Consider the following 15167-nt stretch of genomic DNA (forward strand, 5'->3'; position numbering starts at 1 on the left):
TTTACGCCTCCACCATGCGTCCCTTCTGCGGGAAGAGACCCGCTGGACGGAACTGCAAGAACACCACAATCAAGGCGAACACCAAAACCTGAGCCATGCTCGTTGTGGCAAAAAAGTTGACCGCCCCAGCGAGAGGAGCCGGCATCTCTGGCCAAATCGTGAGCAACCGTCCGGCTCCAATGAGATCTGTCAACAAGCCGATCGCAAACGACGCCAGAACGGTGCCGAGCAGATTTCCAACGCCACCGAGCACAACAACCATGAAACACCCAACGATGTAAGACCCACCGACGTTGGGACCCACCGACCCCAAAAGTGACACCGCGACACCCGCGACACCCGCCAAGCCTGAACCAATGCCAAAGGTGAGCACATCAACAGTGTCGGTTGGAATCCCAAGGCAATCACTCATCGAACGGTTTTGAGTAACGGCGCGAATGCGCATCCCCCAGACGCTTCGATTGAGGAACCAGGTCACTCCGAGTACCGCCAAAATCGTCATCACGATGATCACGAGGCGTGGCACAGGAAATGTGATATCCATCCACTCGATCCCACCACGCATCCACTTCGGAGCTGTCACGTCCACGTTGCGAGACGTGGCGCGGGCAATGCGGCTGATCTGGGATGCAAGCCCGCCCGCCAGTAGTACACCTCCGAAAGCCGACACCGCCCAAGTGATGGCGCGGTTGATCCGTGCCTTAGGTCCTTCGAAAAGACGCTGCGGCAACACCAATGGCAAACCAAATCCGAGAACCAACGCCAAAATCAGCCCGGCCGCGTGCGCAAGGGGAACACTGCGCACAAACTGCTGCAGTATCAAACTCACCCCCCAAGTGGCTAACAACGTCTCCAACGGACTCCCGTAAAGACGTCGAATCACTGTGCGTTCAAGCAAGATGCCAACAACTCCACTGACGACGAACGCCAAAGGAATAGCAACTAATACATAAAGGCTATAAATCGGCTGAAAAGCAGGAAGCTTAAACACCATTTGCACCACATAAGTGGTGTAAGCACCGAGCATAATTAACTCGCCGTGGGCAAGATTAATCACGCCCATCAAACCAAAAACGATGGCTAATCCAAGAGCAGCCATCATCAGCACAGAGCCGATTGCGACGCCATTAAATAGGCTTTCTAGCAGCAGTTGCACGAGCTGAAATCAGGAACAAAAAGACAAGAAGGGAGGAGTCCGTTACCGAACTCCTCCCTTGAATTACAAGAAAATCAAAATGTCTGAGAATCAGGCATCAGAGCTTGTACTTGCCACCTTTATTTGCATCAGTCCAATCACAGGCGAAGCCTTTGGAATCGGGGTGAATTTGATTCCAGGCCTGCGGTGCAATCGGGCCGTCGGTGGATTCGAGAATGTCGAACTGACCATCAGCCGTGATTTGGCCGATACGGACAGTTTGTGACAAGTGATGGTTAGGCATCACTTCCACAGGGCCCTGAGGTGCATCAAAGGTGATGCCCACGAGAGCTTCACGAACCTTGTTGTCGTCGAAGGAGTTGGCCTTCTCGACAGCTGCTTTCCACAGGTACACCATGTTGTAGGCAGATTCCTGTGGATCTGCGACCTGACGATCAGCGCCATACTTCGCCTTGAAGTCTGCAGCGAACTTCTTGGATGCGGGCGTGTCGATCGACATCATGTAGTTCCAAGCGCCGTAATGGCCTTCAAGGAACTCAGATCCAATCGTGCTGATTTCTTCTTCAGCGATGGAGTAATTCATCACGTAGTAGCCATTGGCTGGTGTGATGCCGGCATCCTGAATCTGCTTGAAGAAAGCAACGTTTTGGTCGCCGTTCAGGGTGTTGATGATCACGCCACCATCAGGAAGTGCCTTCTTGATTTTGGCGATGATTGGAGCAACTTCTGTGTTGCCGAGGGGCAGGTAGTCCTCACCAACAACGGTGCCGCCAAGTTGTGCAACTTGGGATTTGGTGATCGTGTTGGACGTACGCGGGAACACGTAGTCGGAACCAACCAGGAAGAAGGGCTTGCCAGCGGCAGGCGACTTCTCATACATGAATTTGGTTGCTGGCTCCGACTGCTGGTTTGGAGTTGCGCCCGTATAGAAGATGTTGTTGGAACACTCCTGAGCCTCGTACTGAATCGGGTAGTAGAGGAAAGCGTCCTTCGACTCATAAACCGGAAGCATTGCCTTCCGGCTAGCTGAGGTCCAACCGCCGAAAACAACAGGCACTGAATCCTGATCGATCAGCTTCTTAGATTTCTCAGCGAAGGTGGGCCAATCGGAGGCACCGTCTTCGACGATGTAATCAATTTTGTATTTTTTGCCATCGACTTCAACACCGCCAGCGGCGTTGATTTCGTCGATTGCCATTTTTTCCGTATCCACCAAGGTGGACTCGGAAATCGCCATGGTTCCGGTCAACGAATGCAGGATGCCGACGGTGACGGTGTCGTCGTACTCAACATTCGAAGCTGTCTTGTCGTCACCACCGCAGGCAGTTACGGCCAGACCCAGCGACGCAGCGGCCATGCCGGCGAAAAGACGCTTAGAGAGAGAATTGCTCATTCAGTCCAAAACACGGGAAACTCGCCTGATGGCGATCGAAGGAAGGTACGGATCAACAGCACCCTTCTTTCGTATCAAAACGAACTAAACGAGTGAGTCACTAAAAAAACATCAGACATTTGGTAGCTGTTGCAACACAAATTCCACGACTTGGTTCAACCCCACACCGTTTTTAAGGTTGGTAAAACACCAAGGGCGATCACCTCGCATGCGCTGGGTGTCGTGTTCCATCACCGATAAATCAGCTCCCACCAAAGGAGCTAAATCAATTTTGTTAATCACCAAAAGATCCGAACGGGTGATGCCAGGCCCTCCCTTGCGAGGAATCTTGTCCCCGGCCGCAACATCAATCACATAGATACAAAGGTCGACTAGCTCGGGACTAAAACTGGCCGCAAGGTTGTCTCCTCCGCTTTCGACGAGAACTAAATCAAGGCCTGGAAACTGTGCCTCCAAATCACCCACCGCTGCCCGGTTGATCGAACAGTCCTCGCGGATCGCGGTGTGAGGACACCCACCGGTTTCCACGCCGCGAATCCGTTCTGGCGGCAGCACCCCAGCCCTTGTCAAGAACTGGGCATCTTCCTGGGTATAGATGTCATTGGTCACAACAGCCAACTCGAGACGTTCGCAAAGCTCACGACAGAGGGCCTCCACCAAAGCCGTTTTGCCGGAACCAACCGGTCCGGCAACCCCCAAACGCAACTTGCTCGCCATCAGCTTCGAAACAGACGCGAATACAGCTCAGCATGGGCCAGCTGGGTGAGCGAAGCCCCAACCCCAGCGCTCCACATCTGCTGAGGGTCCATATCCCGCAATTGCAGAGCCTGCTTCTGCACCAACGGTAAGAGTCGCTGTTGCAGCACCTGGGCTCGGGTTGGGCCCAATGGCACCAGTCGCACTGCAGCACTGAGCTGATTGGCAACCCAGCCGTAGAGATACCCCTCGAGCATGTCGAGCACTGGAATCTTCATCGCCGAAGCCGCCCAAGCCCAGGCCGCTGGCCAGCTCAAGCGCACCGGCTCCGGCAAAGGATGGCCTAGGTCGTTGAGCAATTGCACCAGCGACTGGCCCATTTGACGCTGTTGAGCCCGGAGCTCTGATGCCTCCCGAGTGGCCAGGAGCCAACCATCCAAGTTTTCGACTCCATAACGCCCCTGAACATCACCCTGATGCACCCAAACCTCAAGTTGATGGCGGAGCTTGGGCAATGCCGCCACTTCAAGGCGAAGAGCACCGCGGATGAGCTCCGCCGTCAACCAATCCTGCACGGCTTGTTCATCGTTCAAGCCATTGGTTTGGACGAGAACCTCTAATCCTTCGGAATAACTAAAAGCACCAACTGGCAGTGCTGGACTCACCAATTGCAACAGCGCCAGAGACGTCATGGCGAAGAATGGTGATGGGAGTGGCTGGCATAGGCGCCACCCTCAGGAAGGAACGGTCGACGGCATTGAGTCACCACCAAACCACGTCCCTTCAACATCGAAGCCAAAACCGAATCATCCAAAAGCAGCAGCTCCTGGTCGTGAAGCTCCAATGCCACATGACGATTACCAAGGTGATAGGCCGCCGCAAGCAAATCCAATGATGTGGGCGCTTGGACTTGGAGCAAATCTTCTAGAGCAGCCACAACTTCAACCCGCACCGAAACCTCAGCATCTGAGAGCTGATCCCCAGGCTCGAGGGGCCCATGCCGTGGCAATTGCAGCAACACGTCATGCCCACACGCCGTAGAGCGGCGACCACGCAGCACCGTTCTCTCTTCAGCCGTCAAAGGCAGGAACCAATCCACCTGCTTGCCATGGTCTTGCTGCCGATCGACGACTGGCAAACGCTGGTTCAGCACGGTTATCGCATCGCTCACCGAAGCACCCCAAGCTCAAACCACCCTGCCGAAGAGCCTTCACTGAATTTGGTATGAATGGCTACAAAGTGGCGAGCAGGCTGCGTCGAGCGTGGGGAGATGCAGCGACTCAACCCCTGGCACGGCACCTGCCGGTTGCAGTTCAGCGCCGACGCCGACACCACCCATCATCAAGGGGGCTGCACCGCACCCTTCAAATTGATGCGTGCCGAACGCGGCAACGACGGCCGATGTGAACTCCCTCTTCTCCACAGCGCCGGCGGGCTCGTGGGTGGAGATCAACTGAGTGTGGACCTGGAGCTGGGAAGGAACAGCCGAGCCCTCATCACCAGCGTTGCTGCTCAAAAGGTGTACGGCTCCATTGGACGAAGTCGCCTGCATCCAAAGGGAACCTGGGCCAACCAATCGGTGAGCTGCCGACTGGGCTCCAACAGCGATCTGGAATGGCTCCCCCAAGAGCTTGTGGTGTACGCCGATGCACTCGTGGAACAAAGCCTCGACGTGCAACTGGCCGACGATGCGTCATTTCTGAGTGCTGAAATCGTGCGACTAGGTCGTACCGCGGCTGGGGAAGACCTCGGACAAGGTTGTTGGCGTTCAGCCGTGAGCCTGCGTCGAATTGGTGAGAACGGGACACGCTGGGAGCAGGTGGATCGCTTGGAACTCAGCGGCGATGCACTGCATCACCGCCATGGTCTGAATGGAGATGCAGTGTTTGGAACATTGATTTGGGCAGCCCCCGCTCCTCTCACCAATCCAACGCTCAAGTCGTTGCTCACCAACGCCCGGAACGACCGCGCCGGATTGGAAGGGCAGATGCAATGCAGCAGATTAGAGCAGGGATTGATTGCCCGTTATGTCGGCCCATCGAGCCGAGATGCCCGCTTCTGGTTCAGCCGAATCTGGGCCCGCACAAGGGCCCAGCGTCAGCTCAGTGAGCCTCGTATTCCCCGGGTATGGCCCCTACAGGAACAGCCCTTACGACAACAAGTGTTCATAGAGAACATTGCGTCGTCGAATGCGGCGACACACTGAAACTGACTGCCGTCCCCCATGCATCTCAGTCCCCAAGAAAAAGACAAACTCCTCATCGTGACCGCCGCATTACTGGCGGAACGACGACTCAACCGTGGGGTCAAGCTGAACCATCCCGAAGCGATGGCGTGGCTCAGTTTTCTCGTCCTCGAGGGCGCTCGCGATGGACAAACCGTCGCTGAACTCATGCAGGCAGGAACCACATGGCTTCGCCGTGATCAAGTGATGGAAGGGGTACCGGAATTGGTGGAGGAGGTGCAGATCGAAGCGGTTTTTCCTGACGGCACCAAGCTCGTCACCCTTCACGACCCGATCCGCTGAGACTTCACCATGGCTCCCCTTATTCCCGGCGAACTCATCCCGGAACCCGGCGAACTTGAACTTAACGCTGGCCGGCCCGTCACCACCATCAGTGTTGCCAACGGTGGAGACCGCCCCGTTCAGGTGGGTTCACACTTTCACTTCGCTGAAGCGAATGCAGCCCTGCAATTTGATCGCGATGCAGCCCGCGGACAGCGGCTCGACATCCCAGCGGGTACCGCAATCCGCTTTGAGCCCGGCGACCATCGCGACGTGAACCTCATTCCCTTCGCTGGTCACCGCAGGGTGATCGGCTTCAACGGCCGCATTAACGGTCCCATCGACGCCTGATTTATGCCCTACCGCATCTCCCGCCAGGCCTACGCCGAAACCTACGGACCCACCACCGGTGACCGCATCCGCTTGGCCGACACCGAGTTAATTCTCGAAGTCGAAAAGGATTACACCGTTTACGGCGATGAAGTGAAATTCGGCGGCGGCAAAGTAATCCGCGATGGCATGGGCCAAGCCCAAACTCCACGCTCTGAAGGTGCCGTCGACACAGTCATCACCAACGCTTTAATCCTGGATTGGTGGGGCATCGTGAAAGCCGATGTGGGCCTTAGGGACGGCCGCATCGTTGCCATCGGAAAAGCTGGCAACCCCGACACCCAAGAGGGGGTGACGATCGTGGTGGGACCAGGAACGGAGGCCATTGCTGGGGAAGGGCAGATCCTCACGGCGGGTGGCATCGACAGCCACATCCATTTCATCTGCCCACAGCAGATCGAAACAGCCTTAGCGAGTGGGGTCACAACGATGCTCGGCGGTGGCACCGGACCCGCCACTGGAACCAACGCCACCACCTGCACCCCAGGTGCATTCCACATCGGCCGCATGCTTCAAGCCGCTGAAGGTTTGCCGGTGAATCTGGGTTTCTTCGGCAAGGGCAATGCCAGCACCCCCGAGGCCCTGGAAGAACAAGTGAGGGCTGGGGCTTGCGGCCTCAAACTCCACGAAGACTGGGGAACAACACCCGCTGCCATTGACGCTTGTTTGTCGGTGGCGGATCAAATGGATGTGCAGGTCTGCATCCATACCGACACCCTGAATGAAGCGGGGTTTGTCGAAGACACCATCGCGGCGATCAAGGGGCGCACCATCCACACGTTCCATACCGAGGGTGCGGGCGGGGGGCACGCTCCAGACATCATCAAAATCTGCGGCGAGGCCAACGTGCTTCCCAGCAGCACAAACCCCACGCGCCCTTACACCCGCAACACCCTCGAGGAACACCTCGACATGTTGATGGTTTGCCATCACCTCGACCCCAAAATTCCAGAGGATGTGGCCTTTGCAGAGTCACGAATCCGCCGCGAAACCATCGCTGCGGAAGACATCCTTCACGACCTGGGCGCCTTTTCGATCATCGCCAGCGACTCCCAAGCGATGGGCCGTGTCGGTGAAGTGATCACACGCACCTTTCAAACCGCGCACAAGATGAAAGTGCAGCGTGGAGCACTACCGGAAGACTCCAGCCGCAACGACAACCACCGAATCAAGCGCTACATCGCCAAGGTGACGATCAACCCGGCTCTAGCCCACGGCATCAGTCGCGACGTGGGATCAATCGAAACCGGCAAGCTTGCCGACCTCGTGTTGTGGAAGCCTGGCTTCTTTGGCATCCGACCCGAACTCGTGATTAAGGGAGGTTCGATTGTCTGGGCTCAGATGGGAGATGCCAATGCATCGATCCCCACACCAGGCCCGGTGCACGGCCGCCCCATGTTCGGAGCCTTCGGCAAAGCCTTGGCGCCCAGCTGCCTCACTTTTTTAAGTGCAGCGGCCATGGATGCCGACATCCCAAAACATCTCGGCCTCGAACGCACATGTCGTGCGGTGAGCGACACCCGCAGCGTGGGGAAAAGTGCACTCAAACTGAATTCCGCGCTACCCAACGTGAGCGTTGATCCGCAAACCTATGAGGTGTTCGCCGATGGTGAACTGCTCACCTGTGAACCCGCTGAGGTACTCCCGCTTGCGCAGCGTTATTTGCTGCTGTGAGCACAAAACCGTTAAGCAGTAACAGCAGATATTGAAGAACTATTGATCCCTGTGAAGTAGTTCAATCCATCATTTTAACGATAGAAGAAACTAAGCAACCAAACGATTCAGCATCGGGATCTCAGCCATTTCATCGCGCCATTGTTGAATCCAAAGATCTTGACTGCGCTCATAGATCTCGGTGAGTTCTTGTACAGCATCATCGCGAAAATCAACGCGCAAATCGAGCAGAGGAAAGGCAACATCGCCACTAATTTGTAAGGCCGCCGATGTTGCCGCCCTAGCGCGACGATCACCACCAGCTGCCTCACCAGCCCTTAGGGCAAACATCAAGCGACGACCTAATTTCCAGGAGGGATCACTCATTAAAAAGGCCTGTTCCATGGCCTCTAACACCTCCTCTCCGACGAGAAAATTACCGGCTACTGAAAGATGCGACTGGGAGCGATGACCCGCCCAATCTCCACATTCTGGACCCGTCCAACTTGCGGTACGACCATGCAAGTCGATCAAATGAAACTGACGCCGATCACGAAGAACATCATCAGTTAGCAGGGTTTCTAATACATCCTGAGCATCACCATTCTGTTCCAGTCGCTCTAAGCCACAGATCCCTAAATAAGGATTGGTATGTGCTTGCGTCGCCACTGCTCCAACACCCGAACGAATGTGAGGAACAGTTGAACCGACGGCCAAATGACACGTGGCAACGGCCACACCAAAACGACCATTTTGAGGATCACGAGCAACGATTGAGAACGTCACAGTTGCTGATCGAGACGCTGCAACGCCCCCAATAAAACTGCTGTTCCAGCCCAACATTCATCGTCGCTGGTGAACTCGGCAGATGAATGGCTTAACCCACCTTGGCTAGGAACAAAAATCATTCCCATCGGCCAACGACGACCCATTTCTTGCGCATCGTGACTGGCTCGACTGGGCAAACGACTATGGGAGAAACCCAGGGCAGATGCCGCTGACGTAATTGCATCCATCACCTTGGAATCTGCGGGCGTTGGCGCAACATCAAACTGGGGGTCAAGACGAATACAGCAACCACGTTTGAGACCAATGGACTCAAGGGCCAACATCAACGATTCGACCAATTGTTGAAGAACTGCCGGGCTGAGATCGCGCAAATCAACCGTCAGCTTCACTGAGCCGGGCACCACATTGGCGGCATTCGGCCACACCTCAAGACGACCCACCGTTGCGACCGGTTCATTCACGTGGTGAAGCGCCATCGCTTCTACCGCAAGCACAACCTCCGAAGCCGTGACGAGGGCATCCTGTCGATGCTCCATCGGGGTCGTACCGGCATGGTTGGCTTGACCGTCAATCACGATGCTGAAACGACGTTGACCAACGATTCCTTCGACAACACCAATGGAATCGCCTCGCGTCTCGAGAATGCCGCCCTGTTCAACGTGCAATTCCAAAAAGGCGGCAATCGATGCATCGGAACGTCGTGCTGAAGCAAGGAACGGCCAATGCCCCCCAATGCGCTCGAGATTTCGCTCAATCGATTCGCCATTGCTCGTGGCATAGGCGTCTGGATCCGGAGAAGCAGTACCCACCATGGCTTTGCAGCCAACCATCGTGGATTCCTCATCCGCGAACACAACAAGCTCAAAAGGATGGCGCAACTGCTCACCACTGGCTTGAAGAGTCCTTGCCACCTCAAGGCCAGCCAGAACACCAAGCACGCCATCAAAACGACCGCCGGTGGGAACAGTGTCGAGATGAGACCCCGTGACCAACGCTGGAAGGGACGAATCCAACCCAGCCAAACGGCCGATCAGATTCCCAGCAGCGTCGATGCGGACCTGCATCCCCGCGTCTTGCATCCAAGCCGATAATTGATCCCGCCCCTGACGATCCTCGAGGCTGAATCCACGGCGACAAACACTTCCATCGGGGCACAACCCAATGGAGGCCAGCGAATCAAGCGTGGAAATCAGACGCTCACGATCAGGACGAAGACCTGGCTTTGTATCAACGAAATCCCCCACGACAGCATGCGGACGCCTTGAAAGCAGCGAGGTCAATGTCGTGTCCTTCAGTTCAAAAGATGCCTAATTTTCACTCAAACATCAAAAACAACTTGTAGTCACCGAAACGATTTCACACTCAAGAGAGGATTTAAACCTCTACTGGAATGCGCCAACCCAAGCGCTCTGCTTCTTGCCGCGCTTGCTGTGGAACATCGGTTGCTACGAACATTCGGTGCAGCATCTGCACACCAAGCAGATGGTTAATCACTGCATCCATCTGCACCCGATCAGCCTCGGTTGTCTCTGGGCTGTCGTGACGATCAAACAAGGCTTTCACACCGCTCTTGCTGAGCAAACCCGCCGCATCAATGGCTTCGTCACTGAGGTAATCAGCCGCCAAGTTCTGCATTTGTGCCCATTTTTCAGGCTCTGTATGGGCCGGAGGTGCCATAAATGCAAATTTCTCGCGTTTGTAGAGAACATCAGGCAGGAGACCCGCCATCGCTTCCCTCAGGACGTATTTCTCTGTTTTCCCCTTAATCCGAAGCTCAGGAGGTACTTGCACAGCCACCGCCGCGAGATGGTGATCAAGGAAAGCCGGTCGCGCTTCCATCGAATTGGCCATATCCACCCGATCACCACCCCAGGTCAAAATTTGACCTTCCAGCATCGTCTTAATCCATACATATTGAGCTTTATCGAGGGCATGACGGCCATCCAGTTGATCGCCATCCAACTGAGCCGCAATCGCCTTCCCTGGGGAATACCCCTCAACGGCAATACGATGATGCTCCGCCAACAAATCGGGCACAAGAGGTACACAGGCCAACCAAGGTTGCAAACAGCTAGGCGTAAAACCCACGACAGCCTCAAGATCAGGGTCATCAACCTGAGCAGCAGACAACATCGCTCCTTGGACTAATGAATTGGAGTCCTGTAGCAAGCACTCACAGGCTTCCCGCTCTTCCTTCGGAAGATCATCCAAACCGTGCAAAAACATGTCGCGCCGGAAGGCGGGGTATCCACCAAACAACTCATCGGAGCCTTCCCCAGTCATCACCACCTTGTAATCCACGCTATTGACATGACGACTCATCAAAAATTTCGCTACAGCCAATGTGTTGTAAATAGTGCGTTCGGTATGCCAAAGCGTTTGTTCCATATGGCCATACAACTCATTTCCTGAGAGCCGCATTAGATCCTGTTGAGCCCCGGTGGCCTCAGCCATCTGCTGAGCAATCGGAGATTCGTCATAACGAACATCATCAAAACCAATCGTGAAAGCTTTCACAGGGCCTTGGCTCACAGCCGACGCCAAACCAAGAATCGAACAACTATCAATTCCCCCAGAGAGGTAACAACCAACGGGGACATCAGCGACCATGCGCAACTCCACAGCCTCCAGCAAGGCAGAGCGGACAGCTGACACATGATCAGCTTCATGACGCGTGAAATCCCGCTCATCCATCCGAGGAAAATTGATATCCCAGTAGGTGGAATCCGAGACTTCTAAGCGCCCATTACAACGTTGCACCTTCAAGATGTGGCCTGGTTGTACTTGGTATACGCCCTCAAAAGCGGTGCTTCCAGGCACCATCGTTTGCATGAGTTGATGAAATAACCCCTCCGACGTAAATCGACGTTCAACAGCTGGATGGGCAAACAGCACTTTGAGCTCAGAGCCGAAAACCAAGCCTTCCGGCGTCATCGTCCAATACTGCGGCTTAACTCCAAAACGATCCCGAACTAAATACAAACAATCTTGATTGCGGTCATAGAGAGCAAAGGCAAATTCTCCACGCAAAAGCGGCAGCGTTTGCTCCAAGCCCTGTCGCTGATAAAGCCTCAACAGAATTTCAGAATCGCTCTTGCTGGCGAAACGAACGCCTTGCGCCGTGAGATCAGCACGGATGCGCTGAAAGTCGTAAAACTCACCGTTGTGCGCCATCAACACCTGGTTGTCCTCGCTGAGGAACGGTTGACGCGCCCGATTGCCATCGAGATCAATAATCGAAAGACGGGCATGGCAAAAACCAACACCACTACCCTCAAGCGATTCAATCCCAAAGCCATCCGGACCACGATGAGCCTGAATTGCTGCCATGTTCACCAGCAATTGCTGGTCGACACGATGTTCTGAATGCGTACGAAAGACGCCGCCGATACCGCACATGATTCTGCTCAGACCACATCCATCACACGATCGGCTCGATCCACCATGCAGGTGAGCAGAGCCATTCGAAGAAACACAGCGCCTCGGGCCTGGCTGAAATACCAATTGTGAGGAGTGTCATCGAGGCAGGTGCTCAATTCAGGCCCCCGCGCCAGCGGATGCAACACAATCGCCTCGGGCTTAAACGGCAGATCCCGCGTAAGACGAAACCCTCCACCATGCACCTCATAACTATCACCAACCCAAGCAATAGCGTTGATGTAAACCACATCAAGCTCAGGCAACTCCGCGCGTAAATCAGTCGCACAACGCAGAGACAAACCAGCCTTCAGCAACTCTTCTCGCTGACCGGGATCGAAGAGTGAAACATCATTTTCGATACCCGGCGCGTGAATCACTACCACCTCCTCTACCATCCCAGGGAATTTGGCGAGAATCCTTAGAAGAGACCGAACTGTTCGCATTCTCGATGGAATGCCAATAATTCCAATACGAATTCGATCCGACTCTGCAACGTTCGGAGCAGCAAGACTGGGTCTCCACTTCAAAATTGTGTAGAGATCAGCCATCGCCTGGGTGGGATGTTCATCAATCCCATTTCCTGCATTAATGATCGGAATACGAAGCGTGGAACTCATCGCCACGACGGCTTCAGGATTGCTATCTCGGAGTACGACGCAATCTCCATAGTTATTAAACATATGGGCAACATCCTCGAGCGATTCACCCTTCGCGATTCCAGTTGTGCTTCGATCCGTGATGTTGATTGAATCGCCCCCTAAGCGGTGCCAAGCACTATCGAACGACAGACGTGTTCTTGTACTGGGCTCATAAAAGGCATTAATGAGGATTTTTCCAGTTAGAGGCGTGTTGTGTCGGATGTAGCGATCAGGATTGCTCTCGTACTTAGCCGCGAGACGGAACAGCTGTAAGAGGGTCTGTGCGGAGAAACTTTGAATCGAAACCACATGCTGGTTGGTCAAATCAATCAAGGGCTCAACAGCCTCATCGATCGAAGCCAACAAACACTGGGGCTGCGTCCTACCAAACACATCTGGGCCCAACGGTTGAAACCGAATCGGCTCTATACACACATCAGCAGAAACAGACTGGACGATGGCCATGGCATAGGTGCATCGACATTCGATCATTCAGACCGAACAAAATGCGGCAATACCAATCCCTAACAAGGCCTGGAATGACTGTCCACAAAACAGCCACTTCTTCATCAAATTAATCGACATTTGGTATCACAGTATATCATTTTTCCTCAAAAGTGTTCGCCGCAAACATTTACCAGATTCGTTTCTTGCGCCATTCGAAACACCAGATAGCCAGCAACATGAGCACGGCCAAAACAAGGGCTACCTGGCTCACAGCAATCACAGCCCCGAACCAAGACGCGTCGACATACCAGGCGAGAAAAACAAAGGGAATGCAACTCATAGAGCCTCCTTCAGCAGAGACCACTGAAAGCGTTCAGGCCATCGAACACTCCCCACCACCATCACCAAAGCCGACACCGCTGTTGAGAAAACTGCAGCGCAGTACGGCGCAATCCAGACATAGGCCGACAAGCCAACAACACTCCCCGACACCATCGCCACGATCGCAGCATTGCGATTGGCGTGAGGCCAGTACAGCCCGCAGGCCACAGGCCAGACGGTTGAAGCCACTAGGGCACCCGTAAAGAACAACACCGAAGCCAAGGAATCCAACCGTGGCCATGACAACAACAACGTCAAAACAGCTAACCCAACCACCGTGACCCGAGCGGCCTGCTTGAGCTGAGCATCGCTCGCCTGGGGACGCAGCAACCTGAAATAAATATCCTCTGCCACAAGATCCGCGGTGGAGGCCAATAAAGAATCGAGTGTTGAGGTGAGCGAGGCAAAAACAACAACAAAAACCAATGCGGCTCCACCGACCCCCAGGAGATCAGCAGCCATGACGGGAAACACCATGTTCACTTGAGGAAATTCAAGGCCTCGAGCCAACGCCACCAATCCGATCGAGCCCGTCACAATCGGAACACTCATCCATGCCAGGCCACCGAGCACAAACGAGGTCATCACAACTGAACGGCGGCTCGCAAACACGCGTGACCACCAGATGTTGTTGTGAAACACCTCTCCCATTGAAAATAAAGCTGAATTCCATGCAATCAGCAGCCCTGCGGGGAGTAAAAGATTCAGATGATCAGCATGAGAGTTGATCAAACGAGCATGAACAGCGGGTGCAGGGAATTGACGAAAAGCCAGCACAGCCACAACAGCTAATAACACCATGATCAACACTGACTGAATAAAGTCAGTGCCAATCACCGCACGCATTCCTCCATACAGCGTGTACAACATTGCGACACCAATCACCACAATCATCCCAACGTGATAATCAAATCCTGAAAGAGATTGAAGGAGAATGCCTGCTCCCATTGCTTGGGTCATCAGAAATCCAAGCGTATAAATGGCAGTAATCACCATGAACACCCACCAAGCCAAACGCCCATAACGCAACCGGATGAAATCACCACTCGTGCGTCCATTGGGCATTAACTGCTTAATTCGTAGTGCTAATGGCGCGAACAGAATTAAACCAAGACCTGCCAATGCATAACTAAACATTCCCCAAAGACCCGTTTTGTAGCCAAATTCAGGTGCAAGAAGGGTTGTATTTCCGGTCACCCAAGACGCCATCAATGTGGCAGTACTCAACGCCAGACCAATATTCCGACCAGCGAGCATATATTCATCTGCATCGCTCTTACCTTTCCTCCCCCAAGCAACACCGAGTGCAATCCAAAGCACTGAGAAGAGAACAACCAGAGCCCACGCCAGGCCCGGAGCTAGAAACGGTTCAACCTTCATCGAACGGTTCCCGTCCAAGCCAACTGAAATGGCCTTGAAGCACCACAAAAATTGTGGCAGCAGTCACCAAGGCCCCGAGGGAAAAGATCAAGCGAGACCACAGAACATCATCCAAACCAAGCTCCAGAAGCTTTTGGCAACATACAACTCGACAAATACGTTCTTACTCATACTGCGAACGATCACTAATCCAGTAAGGGTATTAACCGAGACCAAAAACCCTATCCCTGCAACCAGCTAATTGCCCGATCAAGCGATCGGTAACAAACAACACCTAGTTCAACAGACAGACGGATCTTTGATGAGTTGCCCATTGGT

The 15167-nt window shown here is 54.2% G+C and carries 16 protein-coding genes; 4 read left to right on the forward strand and 12 right to left on the reverse strand.

Annotated features, from left to right (window positions below; translation table 11 throughout):
* Position 1: 1 nt before the first annotated feature.
* The 5 genes from urtB to ureE form a co-directional block, all read right to left on the reverse strand.
* Positions 2–1156, reverse strand: coding sequence for an urea ABC transporter permease subunit UrtB (gene urtB, locus SYNCC9902_RS11405; RefSeq protein WP_011360984.1), 1155 nt, complete (start codon positions 1154–1156; stop codon positions 2–4).
* Between the two features lie 97 nt (positions 1157–1253).
* Complete coding sequence (gene urtA, locus SYNCC9902_RS11410; RefSeq protein WP_011360985.1) at positions 1254–2549, reverse strand: urea ABC transporter substrate-binding protein; 1296 nt, start codon at positions 2547–2549, stop codon at positions 1254–1256.
* Between the two features lie 111 nt (positions 2550–2660).
* Positions 2661–3266 (reverse strand): urease accessory protein UreG, encoded by a 606-nt coding sequence (gene ureG, locus SYNCC9902_RS11415; protein ID WP_011360986.1) that lies wholly within the window; start codon positions 3264–3266, stop codon positions 2661–2663.
* Entirely contained in the window at positions 3266–3937 is a 672-nt protein-coding gene (locus SYNCC9902_RS11420; RefSeq protein WP_011360987.1) for an urease accessory protein UreF, read from the reverse strand. The genes ureG and SYNCC9902_RS11420 overlap by 1 nt, the downstream gene beginning before the upstream one ends.
* Positions 3934–4416: an urease accessory protein UreE gene (gene ureE, locus SYNCC9902_RS11425; protein WP_011360988.1), complete on the reverse strand. Its 483-nt coding sequence runs from the start codon at positions 4414–4416 to the stop codon at positions 3934–3936. Before ureE ends, SYNCC9902_RS11420 begins: the two co-directional genes overlap by 4 nt.
* Before the next feature lie 99 nt (positions 4417–4515).
* On the opposite strand from ureE, the gene SYNCC9902_RS11430 reads away from it, so the two are divergent.
* From SYNCC9902_RS11430 to ureC, 4 genes are read left to right on the forward strand one after another with little or no spacing between them, the layout of a single operon-like run.
* Positions 4516–5451, forward strand: a complete 936-nt coding sequence (locus SYNCC9902_RS11430; protein ID WP_041425232.1) for an urease accessory protein UreD — start codon at positions 4516–4518, stop codon at positions 5449–5451.
* An 18-nt stretch (positions 5452–5469) separates the two neighbouring features.
* Positions 5470–5772, forward strand: a complete 303-nt coding sequence (locus SYNCC9902_RS11435; protein WP_009788618.1) for an urease subunit gamma — start codon at positions 5470–5472, stop codon at positions 5770–5772.
* Between the two features lie 9 nt (positions 5773–5781).
* Positions 5782–6102, forward strand: coding sequence for an urease subunit beta (locus tag SYNCC9902_RS11440; RefSeq protein WP_011360990.1), 321 nt, complete (start codon positions 5782–5784; stop codon positions 6100–6102).
* A gap of 3 nt (positions 6103–6105) precedes the next feature.
* A complete protein-coding gene (ureC, locus tag SYNCC9902_RS11445; RefSeq protein WP_011360991.1) occupies positions 6106–7815 on the forward strand; it encodes an urease subunit alpha in 1710 nt (569 codons plus the stop codon).
* A gap of 90 nt (positions 7816–7905) precedes the next feature.
* On the opposite strand, the gene SYNCC9902_RS11450 is transcribed toward ureC, so the two are convergent.
* From SYNCC9902_RS11450 to SYNCC9902_RS12975, 7 genes are all read right to left on the reverse strand, one after another.
* Positions 7906–8580, reverse strand: a complete 675-nt coding sequence (locus SYNCC9902_RS11450) for a DUF1028 domain-containing protein (protein WP_011360992.1) — start codon at positions 8578–8580, stop codon at positions 7906–7908.
* Complete coding sequence (locus SYNCC9902_RS11455; protein WP_232179228.1) at positions 8577–9827, reverse strand: Zn-dependent hydrolase; 1251 nt, start codon at positions 9825–9827, stop codon at positions 8577–8579. The genes SYNCC9902_RS11450 and SYNCC9902_RS11455 overlap by 4 nt, the downstream gene beginning before the upstream one ends.
* Before the next feature lie 130 nt (positions 9828–9957).
* Positions 9958–11982 carry an asparagine synthase (glutamine-hydrolyzing) gene (gene asnB, locus SYNCC9902_RS11460; RefSeq protein ID WP_011360994.1) on the reverse strand — a complete coding sequence of 675 codons (2025 nt, stop codon included), beginning with the start codon at positions 11980–11982 and terminating at the stop codon, positions 9958–9960.
* A gap of 8 nt (positions 11983–11990) precedes the next feature.
* On the reverse strand, positions 11991–13106 hold the full coding sequence (locus tag SYNCC9902_RS11465) for an aspartate/ornithine carbamoyltransferase family protein (RefSeq protein WP_041425233.1): 1116 nt from the start codon (positions 13104–13106) through the stop codon (positions 11991–11993).
* A 169-nt stretch (positions 13107–13275) separates the two neighbouring features.
* The gene (locus tag SYNCC9902_RS12820; RefSeq protein ID WP_198001741.1) at positions 13276–13428 is read right to left on the reverse strand and encodes a hypothetical protein; all 153 of its coding nucleotides are present in this window, start codon (positions 13426–13428) and stop codon (positions 13276–13278) included.
* Entirely contained in the window at positions 13425–14849 is a 1425-nt protein-coding gene (locus SYNCC9902_RS11470) for a sodium:solute symporter family protein (RefSeq protein ID WP_011360997.1), read from the reverse strand. Before SYNCC9902_RS11470 ends, SYNCC9902_RS12820 begins: the two co-directional genes overlap by 4 nt.
* The gene (locus tag SYNCC9902_RS12975) at positions 14839–14964 is read right to left on the reverse strand and encodes a hypothetical protein (RefSeq protein ID WP_255346176.1); all 126 of its coding nucleotides are present in this window, start codon (positions 14962–14964) and stop codon (positions 14839–14841) included. Before SYNCC9902_RS12975 ends, SYNCC9902_RS11470 begins: the two co-directional genes overlap by 11 nt.
* Positions 14965–15167: the final 203 nt, after the last annotated feature.

This window comes from Synechococcus sp. CC9902, assembly GCF_000012505.1.
In the GTDB taxonomy this organism is placed as follows: Bacteria; Cyanobacteriota; Cyanobacteriia; order PCC-6307; family Cyanobiaceae; genus Parasynechococcus.

Bases quoted from the DNA above. Each gene is read 5' to 3' on its own strand.
- asnB (WP_011360994.1), bottom strand. From the start codon at position 11,982: ATGTGCGGTATCGGCGGCGTCTTTCGTACGCATTCAGAACATCGTGTC.
- SYNCC9902_RS11430 (WP_041425232.1), top strand. From the start codon at position 4,516: ATGCAGCGACTCAACCCCTGGCACGGCACCTGCCGGTTGCAGTTCAGC.
- SYNCC9902_RS11440 (WP_011360990.1), top strand. From the start codon at position 5,782: ATGGCTCCCCTTATTCCCGGCGAACTCATCCCGGAACCCGGCGAACTT.
- SYNCC9902_RS11470 (WP_011360997.1), bottom strand. From the start codon at position 14,849: ATGAAGGTTGAACCGTTTCTAGCTCCGGGCCTGGCGTGGGCTCTGGTT.
- ureG (WP_011360986.1), bottom strand. From the start codon at position 3,266: ATGGCGAGCAAGTTGCGTTTGGGGGTTGCCGGACCGGTTGGTTCCGGC.
- ureC (WP_011360991.1), top strand. From the start codon at position 6,106: ATGCCCTACCGCATCTCCCGCCAGGCCTACGCCGAAACCTACGGACCC.
- urtA (WP_011360985.1), bottom strand. From the start codon at position 2,549: ATGAGCAATTCTCTCTCTAAGCGTCTTTTCGCCGGCATGGCCGCTGCG.
- SYNCC9902_RS11465 (WP_041425233.1), bottom strand. From the start codon at position 13,106: ATGGCCATCGTCCAGTCTGTTTCTGCTGATGTGTGTATAGAGCCGATT.
- SYNCC9902_RS11435 (WP_009788618.1), top strand. From the start codon at position 5,470: ATGCATCTCAGTCCCCAAGAAAAAGACAAACTCCTCATCGTGACCGCC.
- SYNCC9902_RS12820 (WP_198001741.1), bottom strand. From the start codon at position 13,428: ATGAGTTGCATTCCCTTTGTTTTTCTCGCCTGGTATGTCGACGCGTCT.
- SYNCC9902_RS11420 (WP_011360987.1), bottom strand. From the start codon at position 3,937: ATGACGTCTCTGGCGCTGTTGCAATTGGTGAGTCCAGCACTGCCAGTT.